Source organism: Azospirillum sp. RU38E (assembly GCF_900188385.1).
GTDB lineage: Bacteria > Pseudomonadota > Alphaproteobacteria > Azospirillales > Azospirillaceae > Niveispirillum.
The window spans coordinates 112,209-136,042 of the sequence record NZ_FZOI01000007.1 but is presented as its reverse complement, the minus strand read 5'-3'; the positions used below and the strand labels follow the sequence as shown (position 1 = coordinate 136,042).

19 protein-coding genes are annotated in these 23,834 nt (G+C 61.8%); 16 read left to right on the top strand and 3 right to left on the bottom strand.

Annotated elements, in window-relative coordinates:
- Window positions 1–258: 258 nt before the first annotated feature.
- Window positions 259–1,548: an isocitrate lyase gene (aceA, locus tag CHB97_RS13980; RefSeq protein WP_089288598.1), complete on the bottom strand. Its 1,290-nt coding sequence runs from the start codon at window positions 1,546–1,548 to the stop codon at window positions 259–261.
- A 241-nt stretch (window positions 1,549–1,789) separates the two neighbouring features.
- Here aceA and CHB97_RS13975 point away from each other — a divergent pair, with 241 nt between their 5' ends.
- The 14 genes from CHB97_RS13975 (at window position 1,790) to CHB97_RS13910 (ending at window position 18,032) form a co-directional block, all read left to right on the top strand.
- On the top strand, window positions 1,790–3,235 hold the full coding sequence (locus CHB97_RS13975) for a short-chain fatty acyl-CoA regulator family protein (RefSeq protein ID WP_089288597.1): 1,446 nt from the start codon (window positions 1,790–1,792) through the stop codon (window positions 3,233–3,235).
- Window positions 3,236–3,447: 212 nt separating this feature from the next.
- Window positions 3,448–4,815: a glycosyl hydrolase 108 family protein gene (locus tag CHB97_RS13970; RefSeq protein ID WP_089288596.1), complete on the top strand. Its 1,368-nt coding sequence runs from the start codon at window positions 3,448–3,450 to the stop codon at window positions 4,813–4,815.
- Window positions 4,772–5,467 carry a hypothetical protein gene (locus tag CHB97_RS13965; protein WP_143270901.1) on the top strand — a complete coding sequence of 232 codons (696 nt, stop codon included), beginning with the start codon at window positions 4,772–4,774 and terminating at the stop codon, window positions 5,465–5,467. The genes CHB97_RS13970 and CHB97_RS13965 overlap by 44 nt, the downstream gene beginning before the upstream one ends.
- Window positions 5,468–6,145 carry a hypothetical protein gene (locus CHB97_RS13960; protein ID WP_089288594.1) on the top strand — a complete coding sequence of 226 codons (678 nt, stop codon included), beginning with the start codon at window positions 5,468–5,470 and terminating at the stop codon, window positions 6,143–6,145. It begins immediately after the preceding gene.
- A gap of 33 nt (window positions 6,146–6,178) precedes the next feature.
- A complete protein-coding gene (locus tag CHB97_RS13955; protein ID WP_089288593.1) occupies window positions 6,179–6,823 on the top strand; it encodes a hypothetical protein in 645 nt (214 codons plus the stop codon).
- Window positions 6,824–7,501, top strand: a complete 678-nt coding sequence (locus CHB97_RS13950; RefSeq protein WP_089288592.1) for a hypothetical protein — start codon at window positions 6,824–6,826, stop codon at window positions 7,499–7,501.
- On the top strand, window positions 7,502–8,176 hold the full coding sequence (locus CHB97_RS13945; RefSeq protein WP_089288591.1) for a hypothetical protein: 675 nt from the start codon (window positions 7,502–7,504) through the stop codon (window positions 8,174–8,176). It begins immediately after the preceding gene.
- A gap of 107 nt (window positions 8,177–8,283) precedes the next feature.
- A complete protein-coding gene (argJ, locus tag CHB97_RS13940) occupies window positions 8,284–9,528 on the top strand; it encodes a bifunctional glutamate N-acetyltransferase/amino-acid acetyltransferase ArgJ (protein ID WP_089288590.1) in 1,245 nt (414 codons plus the stop codon).
- Entirely contained in the window at window positions 9,525–9,974 is a 450-nt protein-coding gene (locus CHB97_RS13935; RefSeq protein ID WP_089288589.1) for a (deoxy)nucleoside triphosphate pyrophosphohydrolase, read from the top strand. The genes argJ and CHB97_RS13935 overlap by 4 nt, the downstream gene beginning before the upstream one ends.
- A gap of 197 nt (window positions 9,975–10,171) precedes the next feature.
- The gene (gene thrS / locus CHB97_RS13930; protein ID WP_089288588.1) at window positions 10,172–12,166 is read left to right on the top strand and encodes a threonine--tRNA ligase; all 1,995 of its coding nucleotides are present in this window, start codon (window positions 10,172–10,174) and stop codon (window positions 12,164–12,166) included.
- A gap of 140 nt (window positions 12,167–12,306) precedes the next feature.
- Entirely contained in the window at window positions 12,307–12,846 is a 540-nt protein-coding gene (gene infC, locus CHB97_RS13925) for a translation initiation factor IF-3 (protein WP_089288587.1), read from the top strand.
- A gap of 409 nt (window positions 12,847–13,255) precedes the next feature.
- The gene (locus CHB97_RS13920; RefSeq protein ID WP_089288586.1) at window positions 13,256–14,944 is read left to right on the top strand and encodes a methyl-accepting chemotaxis protein; all 1,689 of its coding nucleotides are present in this window, start codon (window positions 13,256–13,258) and stop codon (window positions 14,942–14,944) included.
- 447 nt (window positions 14,945–15,391) lie between these two features.
- A complete protein-coding gene (locus tag CHB97_RS13915) occupies window positions 15,392–17,083 on the top strand; it encodes a methyl-accepting chemotaxis protein (protein WP_089288585.1) in 1,692 nt (563 codons plus the stop codon).
- A 118-nt stretch (window positions 17,084–17,201) separates the two neighbouring features.
- Window positions 17,202–18,032 (top strand): SGNH/GDSL hydrolase family protein, encoded by an 831-nt coding sequence (locus CHB97_RS13910; RefSeq protein ID WP_089288584.1) that lies wholly within the window; start codon window positions 17,202–17,204, stop codon window positions 18,030–18,032.
- A 25-nt stretch (window positions 18,033–18,057) separates the two neighbouring features.
- Here CHB97_RS13910 and CHB97_RS13905 read toward each other — a convergent pair whose 3' ends face one another.
- Window positions 18,058–19,215 carry a GGDEF domain-containing protein gene (locus CHB97_RS13905; RefSeq protein WP_143270898.1) on the bottom strand — a complete coding sequence of 386 codons (1,158 nt, stop codon included), beginning with the start codon at window positions 19,213–19,215 and terminating at the stop codon, window positions 18,058–18,060.
- A gap of 305 nt (window positions 19,216–19,520) precedes the next feature.
- Window positions 19,521–20,885 carry a pentapeptide repeat-containing protein gene (locus CHB97_RS13900; RefSeq protein WP_089288582.1) on the bottom strand — a complete coding sequence of 455 codons (1,365 nt, stop codon included), beginning with the start codon at window positions 20,883–20,885 and terminating at the stop codon, window positions 19,521–19,523.
- Window positions 20,886–21,228: 343 nt separating this feature from the next.
- On the opposite strand from CHB97_RS13900, the gene ffh reads away from it, so the two are divergent.
- Window positions 21,229–22,587, top strand: coding sequence for a signal recognition particle protein (ffh, locus tag CHB97_RS13895; protein ID WP_089288581.1), 1,359 nt, complete (start codon window positions 21,229–21,231; stop codon window positions 22,585–22,587).
- The gene (locus CHB97_RS13890; protein WP_089288580.1) at window positions 22,587–23,720 is read left to right on the top strand and encodes a GNAT family N-acetyltransferase; all 1,134 of its coding nucleotides are present in this window, start codon (window positions 22,587–22,589) and stop codon (window positions 23,718–23,720) included. The genes ffh and CHB97_RS13890 overlap by 1 nt, the downstream gene beginning before the upstream one ends.
- The last annotated feature ends 114 nt before the right edge of the window (window positions 23,721–23,834 follow it).

Genomic DNA, 23,834 nt, shown 5'->3' with positions numbered 1-23,834 from the left:
AGCGGCGCCGTCAGCATTGCTACGGAGAAAGCAGAGAAGCAAACAAGAGCAGGAAGGGTGCCCCATATCAGGCCCGGCGGTATCGGCGATCCATCGCGCCGGCCATCCGGTATCCTGCCCCCCCTCCCATCCAGCGCGAAGGGGGTAGGATTGGTCCCGACAGGGGGCCAGGGGATGGGGGAATGCAGCCTCCCCTATCCCGGGGGCGTCCGCCCGTTCAGCCGGTGCGGACGCCGATCAGGTTCTGGTCCGTCCCGATCAATGGAACTGATCGGTCTCGGTGCTGTCCTTCATGGCGGTGGTGGAAGAGGTACCGCCAGAGATGGCCACGGCCACGGCATCAAAGTATCCGGTGCCGACCTCGCGCTGGTGCTTCACCGCGGTGAAGCCCTGTTCGACGGCAGCGAATTCACGCTGCTGCATCTCCGAATAGGCCGCCATGCCGCGTTCCTTATAGCCCTTGGCCAGTTCGAAGGTGGCGAGGTTGAGGCTGTGGAAGCCGGCCAGCGTGACGAACTGGTACTTGTAGCCCATGGCGCCCAGCTCGGCCTGATACTTGGCGATGGTCGTATCGTCCAGGTTGGCCTTCCAGTTGAAGGAGGGGGAGCAATTATAGGCCAGCATCTTGCCGGGGAACTTCTTGTGCACGGCCTCGGCGAAGCGGCGGGCATCGTCCAGATTCGGCTTGCTGGTTTCCCACCACATCAGGTCGGAATAGGGGGCATATTCCAGGGCACGGGCGATGCAGTAATCCACCCCCACCCCCTTCTTGATGCGGAAGAAGCCTTCCGGCGTGCGGTCATTGCGGTCGATGAAGGGATGGTCGCGTTCATCCACATCGGACGTGATCAGCTGGGCGCTTTCCGCATCGGTGCGGGCCACCACCAGGGTGCTGGTGCCGCAGACATCGGCGGCCAGACGGCCGGCATTCAGGGTACGGATGAATTGCTGGATCGGGATCAGCACCTTGCCGCCCAGATGGCCGCACTTCTTCTCTGATGCCAGCTGATCCTCGAAATGCACGGCGGCCGCACCGGCCTCGATCATGCCCTTCATCAGTTCAAAGGCGTTCAACGGGCCACCGAAACCGGCCTCGGCATCGGCGATGATCGGCGCGAACCAATAGGTGTCGCCCTTGCCTTCCGCCGTCTGGATCTGGTCGGCGCGCTGGAAGGCATTATTGATGCGCTTCACCACGGCGGGCACGGAATTGGCGGGGTAAAGCGACTGATCCGGGTACATCTGGCCGGCCAGATTGGCATCGGCTGCCACCTGCCAGCCGGACAGGTAAATCGCTTCCAGGCCGGCCTTGACGTGCTGGAGGGCCTGATTGCCGGTGAAGGCGCCCAGCGTATGAACATAGGGGCGGGTGTGCAGCAATTCCCACAGGCGACGGGCGCCCATTTCGGCCAGCGTATATTCGATCTTCACCGAACCGGCCAGACGCCGCACATCTTCCGCCGTATAGTCGCGCTTGATCCCCTCATAGCGCTTGGCGTGGATGGCGCTCAGGTCGATGGCAGAAGAAGGATTATCCAGCGGGGCCATGGTGTCACTCCTCGAAGATCGAAGCCTTGTTTCTGGCTTCTATTTTAAGGGCGCTGCACCTGTGCGCTTGTGCGGTGCAACGTTGATGAGGGGAGAATGACGCCGCGAAATAAAATGTTCAATACGCTGCGTTTCGTAAAATAGTGTTGCTGTCACGGCTTGTAACGCTGGTTGCTGTGATGTTGTAAATCTTGTAAATTGACAAGGTGAAGCGGCACTTCTGCGGTTAAGGGACAGGGCCATGTCTGAAAAGAAGGCGATGCTGGGCCACAAGGTCCGCCGGCTGCGCCGCGACCTGAAAATGACGCAGGCGCAGATGGCGGAGGAGATTGGCGTCTCCCCCAGCTATCTGAACCTGATTGAGGCGAACCAGCGGCCGCTGACCGTGCCGCTGCTGCTGAAAATCGCCTCTGTCTATGGCATCGACATGGCCAGCTTTGCCGAGGATGACGAGACGCGGCTGGTCGCCTCCCTGCGCGAGGTCTTCGCCGATCCGCTGTTTGAGGCGGGTGACATCAAAACCCAGGACATGAAGGAATTCGCCGCCGTGGCGCCGACACTGGGCCAAGCAGTGGTGGCGCTCTACCGCGCCTATCGGGAGGCGCGGGAGGATCTGGGCGGCTTGGCGGAGAAGGTGGCCGACCGCGACAAGCTGCAGGTGATGGGGGCGCAAGCCTTCCCACAGGAAGAAGTGTCGGAATTCTTCCAGGCCGAACAGAACCATTTCCCCGAGTTGGAGGAAGCGGCGGAGGAAATGTGGATCAGTGCCGATCTGGATAGCGGCAACCTGCAGGGCAGCTTGGCAGCCTATCTGGAAAAGCGCCATGGCGTGCGGGTGCGGCTGATGCCGCAGCCGGTGATGGGCGGGGCCGTCTGCCGCTATGACCGGCATTCCAAGCGGGTGCTGATTTCCGAAATGCTGGACCCGGCCGGCCGTATCTTCCACCTGGCGGCGCAGACGGCCCTGCTGAGCCAGGGGGCGGCACTGGAGGCTGCCAGCGGGCGCGGGGGCTTTGGGCATGAAGAATCGCGCCGGCTGGCCCGGGTCAGTCTGGCCAATTACTTCGCCTCTGCCCTGATGATGCCCTATGGACGGTTCCTGACGGCAGCGCGGGAGGTGCGGTATGATATCGAAATCCTGCAACGGCGTTTCGTGGCCTCTTATGAACAGGTGTGCCAGCGCCTGACCTCCCTGCAACGGCCCGGCGCCAAGGGGGTGCCGTTCTTCTTTGCCCGCACCGATCAGGCGGGCAATATGTCGAAACGGTTCAGTGCGGCGCCCGGCTTCCATTTCGCCCGGTTTGGCGGGGCCTGTCCGCGCTGGAACATCCATGATGCTTTCCGCCAGCCGGGGCAGATGCAAACCCAGATCGCCCGGATGCCCGATGGCAGCGCCTATCTCTCCATCGTGCGCAGTGTCTCCAAGCCCGGCGGCGGCTGGAAACAGCCGGCCCGGCATTTCGCCATCGCCATTGGCTGTGACATCGCCCATGCCGGCCAGCTTGTCTATGCCGATGGGCTGGACCTGTCCAACCTGGACGCGGCCACCCCGGTGGGGGTGAATTGCCGCGTCTGCCCAAGGCTGGACTGCACCCAGCGCGCCTTCCCGCCCTTGTCCCACCGGCTGGCGGTGGATGAACATATCCGGGGTATCTCCAGCTATGTCAGCGTCGGCGCGGGGGTTTAAGGGGGGGGGACTCCACCCGGTGGTAAAAACAACGGCTGCCCGCTGATAAAGGATTGACGACAACAGGATCGTTTGCCAGTCTATAGGAATAAATACCCCAACCATGCCCGGCCGCTCCCTGCGGACCGGGCTTTTTCTTTTCCACAACCCGCTGCGTGGTGCCGACGGATCAGCCGATCCGGCGACGGCGCACGCCCCTATGGAGCGAGCCGATGTCCGAATCCTTCAACCTTTTCAACCGCCTTTCCTCCACGTTCCGCGACGTGAAGGATTTTGTCGATCGCAATGTGGAGGGGTTCCTTGGTGATGATGAGGAGGAGGCTGACACCCCGCCTGCGGCCGATCCGGCCCCGCCGCCCGTCGATTACCGCAGCCTGTTCAATGACGAACCGGAGAAGGTGCCGGTCTATGGCTCCCCGCCTGCCGGCACACAATATATGGTGCGCCATCCCACCCTGGTGGAGGAAGCGGACGATCCCCGCTTCCCGGCCTTTCAGCAGGCCTGGCGGGAAGGCAAGCCGGTGGAAGACTTGCTGGGCGACACCCCGTTCGGCCTGAAGGCCAAGGTCGCCAGCAATGGCGGCGATAATTGGCGCCCCGATGTGGCCAAGGTTCAGGTTCTGCTGAACAAGGCCGGATACCATGATGTGATACCGGAAGATGGCCCCAGCGGCTATCACAGCACCAAGCTGGACCAGGATGTCCGCCGGTTCCAGCGGGACAACAAGCTGCGCGTCGACGGCAAACTCTCCCCCGGTGGGGAGACGATCCAGGCCCTGGAAAAACTTCTGGCGCAGAAGCCCAAGCCGGCACCCGCCAGTGCCGGGCAAGACGCGGCCACGATACAACCGACAAACAAGGCCCCCACCCCACCCGCCGCTTCTGGCGGCACAACCGCCCCGACCAGCAGCGACCCGTCCCGCCCCGACCAGCCGCCCCCGGTAAAACTCGCCCCCGGCCGCCGGCTGTTCAAGGAACCCGATTGGAAGAGCGAAGCCATGTTTGAAGAACTGGTGAAGAATATTTTTGAGAAGGAAGCGGGTTATTCAAATCATGAATACGATAAAGGAGGTGAAACAAATTATGGGATTACTGAGAGAACCCTTAAAAGCTATCAAATAATGCACGGAGGAATGGGGAAAGATGGTAGTTTTGTCGAGCCGAAAAATTTAAGCCGGGATCAAGCAAAGGAAATTTACCGCAACGAGTTTTTTTATGGCCAAAGGGTCAACGAAATTTCCGATCTGGGGGTGGCTTCTGCACTGATTGACTCGTTCGTTCTCCACGGTCCCAAATATGGGTGGCAGCTGTTTCAGAAATCTGCAAACGCGATTGACAAAGAGAATAATCTAGTAGAAGATGGTAACGGTGGATCAAAAACTATCTTGAAAATCAACAAGATACCGCAGAATCAGATATCCAATCTTTTGGAACAAAATTACACAGATAGATTAGATTTTGTTTCAAAAAATGCTGAAAATAACAAAAAACAAAAAGTATTCGAGAAAGGGTGGATAAACAGACTGGGGTGGGTAAATGAAAAATCAAAAGAACTGTCACGTAAAAAATACATTTCGTAGGTTGGTATTTTCTATTCTATGCACCATGTCTCTTTTCACGATGGCTGCCGCCGCTGAGTGCGACAGCTACAGCCTTGCGTGGTCCAAAGCTGCCAAGGCGGGCATAGTGAAGCCTGAGCAAGGGCCTCGCCTTTATTTCCAGCGGGTGGAGGCTGGGTGCCCTGGCAGCGACACCTGTAAAGCCAAAGCCTATCTGGTGCCGGGAGACAAGGTGATCCTGGATGACACCGGCGAAGCTTGGATTTGTGCCCATTTCCAAGGACCAAAGCGGGGCACCCTCGGCTGGTTGCCCCGCACCGCTTTGGCGATAGAGGACAAGCCGCCCGTGCCCAAGAAGCAGGATTGGGTGGGCCGCTGGCAGGTCCGTGAAAACACAATTCTGATTGATGACACGCAAGGGGCAAAGCTGCAGTTCGAAGGATGGGCAAGGCATATGGCCACCTTCTCCCTATCGAAGTTTGAGTTCACCAAATCACCGAACGGTAATAAGGTTGTCGATAAAAGCGGAGGTGGTAGATGCGTGGTGACGATTTACTGGTTGGCCGGGTTCTTACTGGTCAATAGCACTCAAGACTGCGTAGGTTCTGCCAACTCTTTTATCGGCGTATATCACCGCACCGCCCTGACGACTGATCCCAAGGATGAACAGTGAATGCGCCGTTCATCCCTTCTCACCCGGGCCGCTTTGGTCATCCTGATCGCAGCGTTGTTTCCGTTCGCAGCCTCCGCCGCTGAGTGTGACGACTATAGCCTTTCTTGGTCCAAGGCTCCCAAAGCGGGAACTGTCAAAGCCGACCAAGGGCCGCGTCTGCATTTCCAGCGGGTGGAGGCTGGGTGCCCCGGTAGCGACACCTGCAAAGCCAAAGCCTATCTGGTTCCGGGGGACAAGGTGATCCTGGACGATACCGGCGAAACCTGGATTTGCGCCTATTTCCAGGGGCCAAAGCGGGGCACCTTCGGTTGGTTGCCCCGCACCGCCTTGGCGATAGAGGACAAGCCGCCGGTACCCAGGAAACAGGATTGGGTGGGCCGCTGGCGCGTCGGTGAGAACTTAATTCTGATTGACGACACGCAAGGGCCAAAGCTGCACTTCGAAGGATGGGCAAGGCGTATGGCCACCTTCTCCCTATCAATGTTTGAATTCACCAAATCCCCCAGCAGCAACAAGGTTATTGATAAAAGTGGTGGCGGTACATGTGTGGTCAAGATTTACTGGCTGGCTGAATTGTTGCTGGTGAATAACACCATGGACTGTGCAGGTCTTGGTAATTCTTTTATTGGTGTCTATCGGCGTACCGCCCTGACGACTGATCCCAAGGCTGAACATTGAATGCGCTGTTCATCCCCTCCCGCCAGGGCAGCCTTGGTCATCCTGATCGCAGCGTTGTTTCCGTTCACTGCCTCCGCCGCTGAGTGTGACGACCACAGCCTTTCTTGGTCCAATACCCCCAAAGCGGGAACCGTCAAAGCCGACCAAGGGCCGCGTCTGTATTTCCAGCGGGTGGAGGATGGCTGCCCCGGTGGCGATACCTGCACGGCTAAAGCTTATCTGGTACCGGGCGACACAGTAGTGCTGGACGATACCGACGAAACCTGGATTTGCGCCTATTTCCAGGGGCCAAAGCGGGGCACCTTCGGTTGGTTGCCCCGCACCGCCTTGGACATTGATAATAAGCCGCCAGCGCCAAAGAAACAGGACTGGGTGGGGCGCTGGCGCGTGGGCGAGAACACAGTACTTATTGATGATCGGAATCGGGAAAATCTGCGTTTTAAGGGTTGGGCCAGGCACATGGCCAGTTTTTCACTATCCGATTTCGAATTCTTTACCCTGCCAAAGGGCAATAAAGTGGTCGATAAAAGTGCTGGAGGGGAGTGCGTCGTTACCATCCGATGGGTTGCCACATTACTGCTGGTAAATAGCACGCAATATTGCGTGGGGGCTGCCAACTCGTTTGATGGCGTCTATCGGCGCACCGCCCTGACCACTGATCCCAAGGATGAACATTGAATGCGCTGTTCATTCTTTCTCACTAGTGCCGCCTTGGTCATCCTGATCGCAGGGCTGCTTCCGTTCTCCGCCACCGCCGCTGAGTGTGACGACCACAGGCTCTCTTGGTCCAAGGCCCCCAAAGCGGGAACCATCAAAGCCGACCAGGGGCCGCGTCTGCATTTCCAGCGGGTGGAGGCTGGGTGCCCCGGCGGGGACACCTGCAAAGCCAAAGCCTATCTGGTACCGGGCGACAAGGTGGTGCTGGATGACACCGGCGAGGCCTGGATTTGCGCCTATTTCCAGGGGCCAAAGCGGGGCACCTTCGGCTGGCTGCCCCGCACCGCCTTGGACATTGACAACACAGCCCCCAACCCCAAGAAGCAGGATTGGGTGGGCCGATGGCGGGTCGGCTACAATACCTTCCTGATCGATGAAAGAAAGGGAAGGACACTGTATTTCTGGGGAAGTGCCGTAGAACCTACCGGCCTTTCGATGCCAGATATCGACTTCGATGCTACTCCTGAGAACAATAAGGTTGTCTTTAAGATACCCTATGATGGGTGCGACATGACATTACGCTGGGTCAATGGCTTGTTGCTTGTCGCCAGCACCTACCAATGCGGCTCCCTCGCCGCAAATTTTTCGGGCGTCTACCACCGCACCGCTTTGACGACTGATCCCAAGGATGAACATTGAATGCGCTATTCATTCTTTCTCACCAGGGTCGCCTTGTTCATCCTGGGGGCAATATCGCTTCCGTCTGAAGCCGCGGCGGAAAAATGCGACGACTTCAGTCTTTCCACCAGCAGCACGCCGAAAGCGGGGACCGTAAAGGCCGATCAGGGGCCGCGCCTGTATTTCCAGCGGGTGGAGGATGGCTGCCCCGGTGGCGATGCCTGCAAAGCCAAGGCCTATCTGGTGCCGGGCGACAAGGTGGTGCTGGACGATACGGGAAAGGCGTGGCTCTGTGTCTATTTCCAAGGCCCCAAGCGGGGTACTTTCGGCTGGTTGCCGCGAACGGCCCTGAAAATCGATAATCCGCCAGCAACGACCCGGAAGCAGGATTGGACAGGGCGCTGGGAGCTTGCCGAGAATTCGATTGTGATTGATGAGAGAAAAGACGGAAAACTTCACGTCGAAGGGGTGGCTATAAACTCATCAGAATTTGGGTTGTCAAAATTTGAATTCGATAAATCCATCAAGGGAAATCAAGTTATTGATAGAAGTTCTGGCGGGCAATGCATTGTCACCCTTCGTTTAATCAATGGCTTGATTTTGGCGGAAACCACATCCTATTGCGTTGGCGTTGCCACTTTTGAGGGCATCTATCGGCGGATGACGCTGACCGCCGATCCCAAGGACGAACGGTAGGCCGACAGCCCGGCCGCTCCGCGCACCCTGTCACACAAGCCACACTTGACCATCCGGCCCCACATCGGCTTGATGCGCGGACTGTCTCAACCGCCCAGCCCGCGAGTATCGCCATGGCCGTGTCTCCGCTTGCCCCCGCTTCCTTCCCGTCGCTGCCGCCCATCGCCGGCCTGCGTCTGGCCGGGCACCGTGCCGGCATCCGATACAAGACGCCGCGCAATGATGTGATGGTGGCGGTGCTGGATGAAGGGTCCAGCGTTGCCGCCGTGCTGACCCGTTCGTTGACGGCCAGCGCCCCGGTGCATCGCTGCCGCGACCATCTGAAGGGTGGGGTTGTGCGGGCGCTGGTGGTGAATGCTGGCAATTCCAACGCCTTTACCGGCAAGGCCGGGGAAGCGTTCGTGGATGCCACGCTGGACGCCGCCGCCGCACTGGCCGGCTGCAAGACCAGCGAAATCTTCCCCGCCTCCACCGGCGTGATCGGCCAGCCCATGCCGGCCGACCTGATTGCCAAATCGCTGCCGGAAGCCTTCACCAAGCTGGTGCCGGCCGAGGGGGAGGCCTGGGAAGTAGCCGCCCGCGCCATCATGACCACCGACACTTTCCCCAAGGGCGCTGCGGCCACGGCCACCATTGATGGCGTCACCGTCACCGTGGCCGGCTTTGCCAAGGGCAGCGGCATGATTGCCCCCGACATGGCCACCATGCTGGCCTATGTCTTCACCGACGCCAATATCGCCCATGCGCCGCTGCAGGCCGCACTCTCTGCCACCACCGACCGCAGCTTCAATTCCATCACCGTGGATGGCGACACCTCCACCTCTGACACGCTGGTGCTGTGCGCCACCCGCAAGGCGGCGCATCGGGCGATTGAAAGCGCTGATGATCCGCGCTTTGCCGCCTTCCAGGCCGCCTTGGATGCCGTCTGCCTGGATCTGGCCCAGCAGATCATCCGCGATGGCGAGGGGGCGACCAAGTTTGTCGAACTCCGCGTCAAGGGGGCCGACAGCGACGAAGCCGCCAAGCGCATCGCCATGACGGTGGCCAATTCCCCGCTGGTGAAGACCGCCGTGGCCGGGGAAGATGCCAATTGGGGACGCATCGTCGCCGCCGTGGGCCGTTCCGGCGAACGGGCCGACCGCGACCTGCTGGTGATCTCCGTCGGCGGCGTGCAGATCTGCGCCAATGGGATGGAAGTGCCGGGCTATGATGAAGCCCCGGTAGCCGCCCATATGAAGGGCCAGGAAATCCTGATCGAGGTGGATATCGGTCTGGGTTCCGGCAGCGCCACGGTGTGGACCTGCGACCTGACCCACGGCTATATCGACATTAATGGCAGCTACCGCTCGTGAGCCAGCACGACACGCCCTGTTGGCAGGAACCGCCTTCCCACCGTCCCAGCCGCATCGTGCTGGTGGCGGCGGTGGCCCTGGTGGATGTGGATGGGCGGGTGCTGCTGGCGCAGCGCCCGCCGGGCAAGTCCATGGCGGGCCTGTGGGAATTTCCCGGCGGCAAGGTCGATGCAGGCGAAACACCCGAAGCAGCCCTGGTGCGGGAATTGCGGGAGGAGCTGGGGATTGAGACGGCGGAAAGCTGCCTCTCCCCCATCGCCTTTGCCAGCCATTCCTACCCGGACTTTCACCTGCTGATGCCGGTTTTCGCCGCGCGCGTCTGGAAAGGCACGCCCACCCCGCTGGAAGGCCAGCAACTGGCCTGGGTGAAGCCGGCCCGCATGGGCGATTACCCGATGCCGCCGGCCGATATCCCGCTGGTGCCGCTGCTGCGGGATTTGCTGTAGCGGCCGACAGTGCCCCCGACCTGGAGCCACCTGCGCGCAGAGTCACGCCAAAAGGTGATTTCACCTTTTGGCGATCCGCTCTAGAGCCTGTGCTTCCATGTGAAATTCGCCCATCTCCCGCGCTTGACCGGCGGGGGCCGGCGGGTGAAAAGTCGCCTCACCAACTTTTGTAACTCCTTACAAGCTAGGGGAAAGCCATGTCTTCGGCTGAAGTGCCCGTTTCCAGCGCCCAGGTTGCCATTACGCTGCCCGATGGCAGTGTGCGGACCTATGCGCAGGGCACAACTACCGGGGCCGATGTGGCCGCCTCCATCGCCAAGTCGCTCGCCAAGGCCGCCGTTGCGGTCAAGATCAATGGCGAGGTGAAGGATCTGGCGACGCCGCTGACGGGGGATTGCCGTCTCGAAATCGTGACGGACAAGAACGAGGCCGACATGCTGGACCTGATCCGGCATGACTGCGCCCATATCATGGCGGAAGCCGTGCAGGAGCTTTATCCCGGCACGCAGGTGACGATCGGCCCCGCCATCGCCACCGGCTTCTATTACGATTTCGCCCGCGACACGCCGTTCACGCCCGACGATCTGGTGAAGATCGAAAAGCGGATGCATGAGATCGTGGACGAAAACCGCCCCTTCACGCGTGAAGAATGGGACCGGGCCGAGGCGATTGAGCATTTCAAGTCGATCGGGGAAAAGTACAAGGCCCAGATCATTGAAGATCTGCCGACGTCCGAGACGATCACCATCTACCGCCAGGGCAAATGGTACGATCTGTGCCGCGGCCCGCACCTGCCCGCCACGGGCCGGGTTGGCCATGCCTTCAAGCTGATGAAGGTGGCCGGTGCCTATTGGCGCGGCGATGCCAAGAACGCCATGCTGCAGCGTATCTATGGCACCGCCTGGCGGACCGAAAAGGAACTGGCCGAACATCTGCACCAGATTGAAGAGGCCGAGAAGCGCGACCATCGCAAGCTGGGCCGCGAGATGGACCTGTTCCATGTGCAGGAAGAGGCGACAGGCTCCGTCTTCTGGCACCCGAAGGGCTGGGCGCTCTATCGGGCGCTGGAGGAATATATTCGTGCCAAGCTGAAGGTGGCCGGCTATGTGGAGGTGCGCACCCCGCAGCTCTATGACAGCAGCCTGTTCAAGGCGTCGGGCCACTGGGACATGTATGGCGACAACATGTTCAAGATCCGCGAGTCGGTGGCAGAAGACGGCACGGAGAAGTTCTTGGGCGTGAAGCCGATGAACTGCCCGGCCCATGTGCAGATTTTCCGCCAGGGGCTGAAGAGCTACCGCGACCTGCCGCTGCGCATGGCCGAATTCGGCAATTGCCACCGCAATGAGCCGTCGGGCGCCCTGCACGGTATCCTGCGCGTGCGCAATTTCACCCAGGATGACGCGCATATCTTCTGCACCGAGGATCAGGTCGGCGACGAGGCGAAGGAATATTTCGCCCTGCAGCTGGGCGTTTACAAGGATCTGGGCTTCGACAAGATCGCGGTGAAGCTGGCGCTGCGCCCCGATGTGCGTCTGGGCACGGACGAGACCTGGGACAAGGCCGAAGAAAGCCTGCGCGTGGCGCTGCGCGCCAATGGGCTGGAATTCGAGGAATTGCCGGGCGAAGGCGCCTTCTATGGCCCGAAGGTGGAATTCCACCTGACCGACGCCATCGGCCGTTCCTGGCAGTGCGGCACCCTGCAGCTGGATTTCCAGCTGCCGGAACGGCTGGATGCCAGCTATATCGGCCAGGATGGCGCCAAGCACCGCCCGGTCATGCTGCACCGGGCCATCCTGGGCAGCCTGGAACGCTTTATCGGCATGATGATCGAACATTATGCTGGCAAGTTCCCGCTCTGGCTGGCCCCCACCCAGGTGACGGTGGCCACCATCGTGTCGGATGCCGATGCCTATGCCGAAAAGGTGGCGGCGCGGCTGAAGAAGGCCGGCATCCGGGTGGAACTGGATACCCGCAACGAGAAGATCAACCTGAAGGTCCGCGAACATTCGCTCCAGAAGGTGCCGGTCATGTTCGTCGTGGGTGCTCGCGAGGCGGAGCAGGGCACCGTGGCCGTGCGGCGTCTTGGCTCCAATGCGCAGGAATTCCTTGCCCTGGACGAGGCAATCGCTACACTTCTCACAGAGGCGCTGCCGCCTGCCAGTAGCGACTCGACCGAATCCGCGTTCTAAGCTAATCTGCCACCTAACCGTACCAACAAGGTGCGTCCTTGCCGTCCGGTACCGTTCCCTGTCAGGGGTTTTCTGACGGGGAACGGGTTCGCCGATCCAATGGCCGCAAGGGCCACCCTTTGTGAATAGGAGAAGTTTCCATAGCCAGGCCTACCAATCAGGACCGCGAACCGCAACGCGACGGTCCCCGCATCAACCGCGAAATCAATGTTCGTTCCGTGCGCCTTGTCGATGCCGAAGGCGAGATGGTTGGCGTCGTCAGCCTGCGTGACGCGCTGTTCGCCGCGGAGGAAGCTGGCCTCGATCTGGTCGAGGTGAGCCCGAATGCCGAGCCGCCGGTCTGCAAAATCCTCGACTATGGCAAGTACAAGTACGAGGCGCAGAAGAAGGCCAACGAGGCCCGCAAGAAGCAGAAGATCATCGAGGTCAAGGAAATCAAGCTGCGTCCGAATATCGACGAGCATGATTACGACATCAAGATGAAGGCCATGCGCCGCTTCCTGGAAGAAGGCGACAAGGTGAAGGTCACCATGCGCTTCCGTGGCCGTGAAATGGCCCACCAGGATATCGGCATGAATGTGCTGGTAAAGGTTCGCGACACGCTGGAAGACCTGGGCAAGGTCGAACAGATGCCGAAGCTGGAAGGCAAGCAGATGATCATGGTTCTGGCCCCGCGCTAAGAAACCGCTGATCCGGCTTGCTGGTGCGACGTAATGAACAGGCCGTCCGGGCAACCGGGCGGCCTGTTTGTTTTTCCAGCCCCTCGCCGACACGGCCTATGCCTTTCGTCTGGGTCACCGGCGGCGACCAGTTCGCAGAGAACTGCCATTTTTATGCTGCACCGCACACAATCACACTCACCCGTTCGGGTTACCACGAAAAGAGATATAGGCCGATATAGGACGAATGGTTGACTTGCGGTCACGGGTTTTGGTCGAAATAGTTATGCCAGTTTCGTGAAAAATTTGAAAAGACATGAAAGATACAATTTTAATAATTGTGTCGCCAATTCGTGCGCTTTTTTTCCGAAGCCAAATTACTTTTCTTGCCTCGCTGATCGAGACTGGCTCTAACCCTGGAGAATCGTCGATGATCGCCAAAATCCGTGATCTTTCCATCGGCAGGAAGCTGCTGATTGCTTTTGGAGCCTTGATCTTTACCGTGCTGATCGTCGGTGGAGTCAATCGGGCTCAACTTGCTGCAATCCGCAGCGGGAATGAGATGACCATCCACACCTATGAGGTTATCCGCAATCTGCGAACCCTGCTGACGGCGAAGGTGGACCAGGAAACCGGCCTGCGCGGCTATGCCCTGACAGCCAATCCCAGCTACCTGCAACCTTACACGGCCGGGCAGCGGCAATTTGCGGACCGGCTGAAGGACTTGCGCGATCTGGTCCAGGATAACCCGCCCCAGCTGACGCGCCTGGACGAGATCGCGGCAGCGTCTGGTGAATGGGATCGCACCGTCGCCGAACCGCTGCTGGCGAGGATGCAGAAGGAAGAGAGCCGGGCCGCCGCCCTGGCCGCCTTCACCGCCACCGACGGCCGCCGCCAGATGGACCTGATCCGGGCCAAGGTTGATGAGGTGCAGAATGTGGAGCGCACCCTGCTGACCCGGCGCAGTGAAGATTTGGAACACGCCTTCAGCACCGCCGCCTGGGTTACCATCGGCGGCGTGCTGGCGTCGCTGCTGATCGCCCTGGTGGCCGGCTGGGGGCTGGTGGGCAGCATCGCCAAGCCCATCAATGCCATGACCGGCCTGATGCGCCGTCTGGCCGGCGGCGACACCGCCATCCGCATCGAGGGGCTGGAGCGCCGGGATGAGGTGGGCGGCATGGCCCAGGCGCTGGAGGTGTTCCGCCAGAACGCCATCGAGGCGGGCCGGCTGGCCGCCGAACAGGCGGCCGAACACGCCGCCAAGGCCAAGCGCACCGCCGCCATTGAAACCCTGATCGCTGATTTTGACAGCAATATCGCCGAGGTGCTCAAAACCATCGGCAGCGCCACCGGCCAACTGGACAGCACAGCCCAGGGCATGTCCGGCATTGCAGAGGAGACCCGGTCCCAGGCCACCGCCACGGCGAGTGCTGCCGAACAGACCGCCGGCAATGTGCAGACCGTGGCCGCCGCCGCGGAGGAAATGGCCGGCTCCATCCAGGAGATTTCCCGTCAGATCACCCATTCCAGCCAAGTGAGCGACAAGGCCGCCGCCGAGGCCGCCCGCACCAATGACACGGTACAGGGGTTGGTGGAAGCAGCCCAGCGCATCGGCACCGTGGTGCAATTGATCGCCGATATTGCCGGCCAGACCAACCTGCTGGCCCTGAATGCCACCATTGAGGCCGCCAGGGCCGGCGATGCCGGCAAGGGCTTTGCCGTGGTGGCATCGGAGGTGAAAAGCCTGGCCACCCAAACCGCCAAGGCCACCGAAGAGATCGGCCAGCAGATTCAGGCCATTCAGAATGTCACCGGCGATGCCGTCGGGGCCATCCGCACCATCACCGGCACCATCAACGATATCAACGAGGCCATGGCGACGATCGCTGCGGCGGTGGAACAGCAGAATGCCACCACGCTGGAAATCAGTCGCAATGTGCAGCAGGCAGCCCTGGGAACGCGGGAGGTCTCGGCCAATATCGTGCATGTGACCGAAGCGGCGGGCGAAACCGGCATGGCCGCGACCCAGGTATTGGGGGCGGCCCGGGAGCTGGGCCGGCAGGCCGACCGGATGAAGGATCAGGTGGAAGGCTTCCTGTCCGGCATTCGGGCCGCCTGATCACGGCGATTACAAGTAAATTGGTGGACGCATAGCGAAGGGGGAAAGTCCCCCTTCGCGCTATTCCGCATCATTACCCGTAATTTTCCATTTTGAGACGAAAATAAATTGTATTTATTTTTCAATAAAAGAATAAATTTGTAAATAATTCACATGTATTCATTTATTTTTGAATGTTATAATTTCAACGCTTAGATAAAATCCCGGCTGGAAACATATACTTCGGAATAGATCAGGCAGATTCATAATATCTGCCCTTGATCAAAATACGCCCATATGTAGATAGTTAAAAAAGTCAGAACAGCAGATATCCGTCACTGGAACTGCCTAAAAATAAAACAATAAAATCATAGGGTTGTAATTCGCCCCCTTACGATAACCCGGACCCCTGGTGCCGGGCGCGTGGTCTTGTGCCTTATTGATCCTGCGGTTCTTCGGAGGGAAGAGATGTCGATACTGTATTTTCTGCAAAATCTTCGTATCGGCCGGAAATTCCTGCTCGCCTTCGGCGCGCTGGTCCTCACGGCGGGCATCATCGGGCTGTTCAATCTGGGTCAGCTTGCCAGCATCCGGCAAAGCAATGACGAGATGGTGACCAGCTACGAGGTCATGCGGGGGATGCGGTTGGTCATGGCAGCCAAGACCGATCAGGTCGCCGGTGTGCGGGGCTATATGTTGACGGGCAAGGAATCCTTCCTGGAACCTTATCAGACGGCACGGAAAATCTTCGACAGCAATCTGGCAAAGGTGCGCGGGCTGCTGACCGACCCGCAGCAACTGGCCAGCATTGATCGGATTGAACGCCTGTCCCAGCAATGGCGGGCGGAGGTGGCCGACCCGCAGATTGTCGGTTACCGCGATCCCGCCACCCGGGCGGCGACGCTGGAGGCGATCAGCGCCGGCAAGGGGGCCGAACTGGTGGCGGAACTGCGCCGGTTGGGCGAGGATATCCAGAATGGCCACCGCGATCTGCTGAATGAACGCCGCGCCACCATGGTGGATACGTTCGAGGTGGCGGAAAATGCGGTGGGCATTGCCGGCTTGCTGTCCCTGCTGCTGGCCGTATCTGCCGGCGTCGGGCTGACACGGATGATCGCCCAGCCGATTTCCGCCATGACCGACCAGATGGGCCTGCTGGCCGCCGGTGACCGTGCCGTGGTGATCGCCGGTACCGCACGCCGGGATGAAATTGGCGGCATGGCCCGCGCGCTGGAAGTGTTCAAGCGCAATGCTGTGGAAGCCGACCGGCTGGCCGCGGAACAGGCCGCGGAACAGGAGGCCAAGCTGGCCCGGTCCCGCGCCATAGAAGTGCTGATCTCCGGGTTTGACCATAAGGTTGCCGGGATTCTGGGAACCGTGGCCGGGGCAACCGGGCAACTGGACAATACCGCCCAGGGCATGACCGGCATCGCCCTGCAAACCCGGACGGAGGCCAATGCCTCTGCCAGCGCCGCCGAACAGACCGCCGCCAATGTGCAGACCGTGGCCTCCGCGGCGGAGGAAATGGCCAGCTCCATCCAGGAGATCGCGCGTCAGGTGGCCCTGTCCACCAAGGTGGCCGATACCGCCAACCAGGAGGCGGCGCGCACCGGCAGCATCATGGCGGAGATGGCGGATGCCGGCCACCGCATCGGCAATGTGGTGCAGCTGATCGCCGATATTGCCAGCCAGACCAACCTGCTGGCCTTGAACGCCACCATTGAGGCAGCCCGCGCGGGAGAGGCCGGCAAGGGCTTTGCCGTGGTGGCGGCAGAGGTGAAGAACCTGGCCGCCCAGACGGCCCATGCCACGGAGGAGATCAGCCAGCAGGTGGCCGCCGTACAGGCCGTTTCCGCCCAGGCGGTGCAGGCCATCGGCACCATCACCACCACCATCGGCCAGATTGATGAAGCGATGGCCGCCATCTCCGCCGCCGTGGAAGAACAGAATGCCACCACCCGCGAAATCAGCCGCAATGTGCAGCAGGCGGCGGTGGGCACGCGCGAAGTATCGCAGAATATCGCCAATGTGAATGTTGCCGCCGACAAGACCGGCCAATCGGCCAGCGACGTGCTGGACGCAGCCCGCCATCTGGGCCAGCAGGCCGCTGTGATGAAAGGGGAACTGGAAAGCTTCCTGGCCGGCATCCGGGCCGCCTGATCCCCCCCTCCCCCAGCCTCGAACCCTCCAACAGATGGTCGGCCCCGTCCCCTGTGGGTGGCGGGGCCGGCTTATTTACCGATAGGGTGATGTCTGCCTGTCCAATCCGGGGAACCCCATGCCCAGCCAATACCGCAGCACCGCCCTTGCCGCCGCCCTTCTGCTGGCTGGCTTCTTCCCTGTCACAGCACAGGCCGCCGCCAAATATGTCGCCATGGGCAGTTCCTTTGCCGCCGGGCCGGGCATCACCCCCTATGTGGCCGACGCCCCGCCGCGCTGTGGCCGGTCCACCCGCAATTACGCCCACCAGCTGGCGGAACGGCGCGGGCTTGATCTGGTGGATGTCAGCTGCAGCGGCGCCACCACCGCCGCCATTCTGGAACCCTGGAACGAGCTGCCGGCCCAGATTGACGCGGTGGATAGGGATACCGCGCTGGTGACGGTCACCATCGGCGGCAATGATGTGTTTTATATCGGCAATCTGATGTCGGCTTCCTGCCAGGAACTGGCGGGGCAAGGGAAGATCGCTGCCGATAAATGCCGCCCGCCCCAGACCGCAACAGAGGCCGATTATGCCCGGCTGGAAGAAGGCCTGCGCCGCATCGCCGCCGGGGTGAAGCAGCGGGCGCCCAAGGCGACCCTGGTGTTCCTGGATTATCCCGTCGTTCTGCCGTCCAAGGGAACCTGTGCTGCCACCCCGCTGCCGGACGAAGCCGCCACGGCCGCCCGTGCTGCCACCGCAAGGGTGGAGGCGCTGACCGCCAAGGTGGCGCAGGAAGCGGGGGCGAAGCTGATCAAGGTCTCCGCCCTGTCGCAAGGCCATGATGCCTGCGCTGCCGAGCCCTGGATGACAGGGTTTGCGTCGGCTGGCGGCGTGCCGTACCACCCCAACCTTGCGGGCATGACGGCGCAGGCGGCAGCCTTGGAGGGGCTGCTGGGCCGCCCGTGACGATCTGCTCCCTGCCCGCTTTTCGTCAGGCGCTGGCGCCGCCAGAGGCCGTGCAGGCCAGCTGCACCCGGTTACGCCCGGCCCGCTTGGCGGCATACAGCGCCATATCGGCGGCATGGTGCAGATCCTGCCAGTCGTACCCTGCCCGGTCGCAACGGGCCAGGCCGATGCTGGTGGTGACGGGGATCGGTTGCCCGCGATAAGAGACGGCCAGCGCGGCGATGGCCGCGCGCAGCCGTTCCGCCAGCATCAGGGCCTGTTGTTCCTCCAGTTCCGGCAGGAACAGCACGAATTCTTCACCGCCCATGCGGGCCAGACAATCCCCTTGCCGCAGGCTGTCGCGCAGCAGGCCGGCGACAGCCACCAGCGCGACATCGCCGCCGGCATGGCCGTGGCGGTCATTGATTTGCTTGAAATGGTCCAGATCAAGGCACAGGACCGTGTCGCCGGTACGCAGCGAGGTGGGCAGGCTGGCCGCCAGCCAGCGCCGATTGCCGATGCCGGTCAGGGCATCCAGGCTGGCCTGCCGGCGCAGCTGTGCCTCTGCCCGGTCGGTGGCCATGCCGCTGACCAGGATGACCAGGGTGAAATTACCCAGAATCTGCACGCAAAATTCCAGCGCTATCCAGGGAACGAAATTCGTCACCCAAAGAATGATGGCCGCCCCGGCAGCGAATGACAAAGCACTGCCCCCCAGCACCAGGGCCAGGGGGCCGCGGGACGGCAGCGGTTCCAGCCGCCGGCCCCGCCGGATGCCCCAGGCCGCCACGCCCAGCCAGAAGGCCGCATTCAGGTGAAAGATGATGGCACGCAGATGGTTTTCCAGGTGGAACTGCGTCAGCACGGCCGCCAGCCAGAACGGCAAAGGCCATAGCAGCACCAGCAGGCCCCAACGCCGGGGTGGCCGCCCACGGTCCAGACGGGCCATGCCGACTGCCAATAAGGCATGGCCCCACAGGCCAGTCGTGAGACTGCCCAGGGTCCAGAATTGCAGCGGCAAAAGCGCCTGTTCCCCCAGGCTGGCCAGCAAGGCCCCTGCCCCCAGCAGGCCCAGGGCCGCCGACAGGATACCCAGCCCCCGCGTTGCCCCTGTCTGGCGGCGATTCAACAGAAATGCCAGCGCCCCCACCAGCAGCGATGACTGGTAGAGAAACAGCACGGTGGCAATGTCGAGCGTGATCATGGCCGGCAGCGCAAAGGGGGAATCCAAGGGGTGGGGACGGCATATTCCCGCATGGAATCCCAAAGGGCCAAGTAAATCGACAGACGGGCTGCCAGCGGCCTGTTTTTAAACAATATTCAGCAACTATGCTGGAAAATTTCCAGAGTCTGTCTGGAAGGTTATCCTGCCTTTCAAACCTTGCCCTTTCTCCACTGACATTCCCGCGAAGGCGGGAATCCAAAATCCGCGCTATCGTATGGATTCCCGCCTTCGCGGGAATGACGGTTAATAGATTGGAAAAAAAGTGAAAGTTCCTGGATGGACACTTAAAGAATCGGCAAATCCTGAGCGCCCTGCAAACGGGCGTCCCGCAGGTCGCAATGGGTGAAATCCGCGCCCCGGCAGAGGGCGCCGGACAGATCGGCACCGACCAGATTGGCATCGGCCAGCTTCGCGTCGCACAGGATGGCGCCGATCAGATTGGCCTGGCCCAGCACGGCGCGGCGCAGGTCGGCCCCGGTCAGGTCGGCCCCGTCGAAACGTGCCCGCAGCAGATTGGCGCTCCACAGCCGGCTGGCATTGCTCTGTATCTGCACCGGCCCCAGCTTCCCCCCCGGCAGCTTGGCACCAGACAGGGTGGCGCGTTCCAGGGAGGCACCGCGCAGATCGGCCTTGGATAGATCAGCCCCCCGCAGGTCCGCCAGCGACAGGTCGGCCATGGGCAGGGTGGCCCCGGCCAGCGTGGCGCCGCGCAGCATGGTGCAATGCATCAGGGCAGCCGACAGAACCTGCCCCGACAGATCCTGGCCGCTGAGATCAACGCCCGACAGGTCAGCCCGCAGGCCGGCCTTGCCATTGCTGTCCACCCATTGCCGATGATCGGCCAGAATGCGGGCCAGATCGCGCCCATCCGCCCCCAGTTCCCGCGCCGTGACGGCACCGGCCAGATTGGCCGTGCGCCGGGTGGCATCATCCATGATGACGCCGATCAGATCGGCATTGATGAAGCGGGTGGCATTCAGGTCCGCCCCCGACAGGTTGGCACCGGCCAGCTTGGCCCCGGAAAGGTTGGCCTCCCGCAGGTCGGCCCCGGTCAGGTCACAGCCGGTAAGGTTGGAATTGGTCAGGTTGGCGCGGATAAATTTGGTGCCGCGCATGATGGCATCTGTCAGGTCCGTCTGCATGACGAAGGCATTGGACAGGCGGGCGCGCGACAGATCGGCCGCGCGGATGGTGGCCACCGACATTTCGGTCGCCACCTCAATTGCCTCGAACTCATGCAGGGAAATGTCGCCATTGCCGCGCACATGCATGATGGTGCCGTCGCGCAGATCGCTGTCGACCAGCAGCGCCTCTGACAGCACGGCCCCGCGCAGACAGGCCCCCCGCAGATCGGCCTTGCGCAGGTCCGCCCCTTCCAGATTGGCCAGACGCAGATCGGTGGCGTACAGATTGGCCCTGGCCAGATTGGTGCCCGTCAGCCGGGTGCCGAACATCTTGGCGCCCGACAGATCGGCATCGGCAAGATCGAAGCCCGACAGATCCATATGGCTGAGGTCGCGCAGCTTCAGGCTGGCGCGCACACCGCCGGCCTGACGGCGCAAAAAGGCCTGATGGCGGCCGAGAATCCCCTGCAGCTCCGCCACCGAAATGCGCGAACGGTCCGGTTCCTGCCCGATCGTTCCAGCCATGGTCCCCAGCTTCCCCACACCGCACAACAACGGGTTAACACTACTGTGATGACAGCTGGTTGTGGTTTCAACAAAGACTTTCTGAAAACCCACCCGAAATCGGTATATCGCGGCCGGGTGCCGGCGCAGACCAGCCAGCCGGGCCTGCATTATTGACTCAATTCCTTCCTCCCTGTATCACCCGCCCATCATTCCGGAAGAGGGTTGGCCTTTTCCGGTACGGTCTATCGGCGCCAAGGCGCCCCGCCAGTCCGCGAGTGTCGCGCACTGGCGCTTTTGCGTTTGGGGATACCCCATCTGCAAAGGCAGGGGTGTGGCGGCAAGGGCGACCAGGAGGATTTGGATGTTCGATGGTCTGACGGGACGGCTTGGCGATATCTTCGACCGCCTGCGCAAGCGCGGGGCGTTGTCGGAGGATGACGTCAATGCGGCGCTCCGCGAAGTCCGCATCGCCCTGCTGGAAGCCGACGTCGCCCTGCCGGCCGTGAAGGCCTTTGTGCAGGGCGTGAAGGAAAAGGCCATCGGGACGGAGGTGCTGCGCGGCATCAATCCGGGCCAGATGGTCATCAAGATCGTACATGACCATCTGGTGGAACTGCTGGGCAACACGGTTGAGGATATCAACCTGTCCGCTGTGCCGCCGGTGCCGATTCTGATGCTGGGCCTGCAGGGCTCGGGCAAGACCACCACATCGGCCAAGATCGGCCTGCGCCTGAAGAACCGGGAAAAGAAAAAGGTTCTGATGGCGTCGCTGGATACGCGCCGCCCCGCCGCCCAGGAACAGTTGAAGGTTCTGGGTGAACAAACCGGTGTGGCCACGCTGCCCATCGTCAAGGGCCAGACCCCGGTGGAAATCGCCCGCCGCGCCATGGAAACGGCGCGGCTGGAAGGCTTTGACGTGGTGCTGCTGGATACAGCCGGCCGCCTTGCCATCGACGAGGAGTTGATGGATGAGGTGGTGGCCATCCGCGACGCCACCCAGCCGGTGGAAAGCCTGCTGGTGGTGGATGCCATGACCGGCCAGGACGCCGTGACGGTCGCCACCAATTTCAATGACCGGGTGGGTATCACCGGCATTGTCATGACCCGTATCGACGGTGACGCGCGCGGCGGTGCCGCGCTTTCCATGCGCCATGTCACCGGCAAGCCCATCAAGCTGATGGGCGTGGGGGAAAAGACCGACGCGCTGGAGCCGTTCCACCCTGACCGTATCGCCGGCCGCATCCTGGGCATGGGCGACGTGGTCAGCCTGGTGGAAAAGGCCGCCGAGAGCATCGATAAGGAAGAAGCCGAAAAGCTGGCCAAGAAGCTGGAAAAAGGCGGCTTCGACCTGGAAGACATGCTGACCCAGATGCGCCAGATCACCAAGCTGGGCGGCATGGGCGGGATGCTGAACCTGTTGCCCGGCGTGGGCAAGATCAAGGAACAGCTGAAAAACGCCAATATCGACGAGAAGATTCTGAAGCGGCAGGAAGCCATCATCCTGTCGATGACGAAGAAAGAGCGCAAGAAGCCGGAAATCCTCAACGCCTCGCGCCGCCGCCGCATTGCGCTGGGGGCCGGGGTGACGGTGGCCGACGTCAACCGCCTGATCAAGCAGTATCAGGACATGTCGGAAATGATGAAGAAGATGAAGAAGCTGGGCCAGAAGGGCCTGATGCGCCAGGGCCTGGGTGCCCTGATGCCCAAAGGTATGCGCTGATGGTTCTGCCGGTGGGTCAGGATACGGGTGTGGCGGCCTCGTCCCCCGATCATGCGACGCTGATGACGGCGCGGCTGGTGCTGCGCCCGCTGTCGCGCGCCGACCTGCCGGCCATGCACGCGCTGCTGTCCGATCCGGACAGCATGAAATACTGGTCCCACCCGCCCCATACCAACCTGGACCAGACGGAAGCCTCGCTGGATCGGGCGCTGGTGGAGGATGGCACCTGCCGCACCTGGGCCATCACCACCGACGGGCAGCATTGCCTGGGCTGGACCACCATCTTCGCGGTCAAGGACCGGATGGGCTGGGTCGGCTATATCCTCTCCCCCGCCCTGCGTGGCCAGGGTTACGCGGAAGAGGCGATGCGCACCGTGCTGGATTACGGGTTCGAGGTCTGGGGCCTGCACCGGCTGGCCGCCAATATCGACCCGCGCAACCATGCATCCGGCGGGCTGCTGCGACGTCTGGGCTTCACCCAGGAAGGGCTGCAGCGCCGCGATTATCTCTATGACGGGGATTATCTGGATACCGGCGTGTTCGGCCTGCTGGCCGATGAATGGCGGGCCAAACGCAACCTGCCCAGTCGCGTGCCAGTGCTGCATGAAGGGCCGGTGGTGCTGCGCCCGCTGCGCAACAGCGATGCCGACGCGCTGCACGCCGCCTATGGTGATGAAGACAGTATGCGGTACATGCCGCACGCCCATTACACCAGCATCGACCAGACCCGCGCCAAGATTGCCGGCATCGTCGCCGGTGCGACTGGCAGCCGCAACTGGGCCATCACCACCGATGGCGGCGAATGCCTGGGCTGGGCGCTGCTGCACAAGGAAACCACGGCGCAGATTGAGCTGGGCTATATCCTGGTGCCGGCGGCCCGCGGTCGCGGGCTGGTCAAGGCCACCGGGGCCGCCCTGCTGCGCCATGCCTTTGTCGATCTGGGCAAGCACCGGGTGGAAGCCGTGCTGGACCCGCGCAATCTGGCCTCTGCCGGGGTGCTGCGGGCGCTGGGTTTCACCCTGGAAGGCGTGCGCCGCCAGGGCTTTGCCCGCGACGATGAATTTGTCGACAGCGCCATTTACGGGCTGCTGGCCCCGGAATGGGCCGACACGCAATTGCGGGGGAAGGGCTGATGCGCCACCCCCGCTTTCCCATGGTGGCCGAAGGGGCATTTACCTGCCCCGGCCTGCCATCCCGTGATGCCGGCATCCGGCGTCACATCTCTCCCGTCTTTCGTGCCCGATCTG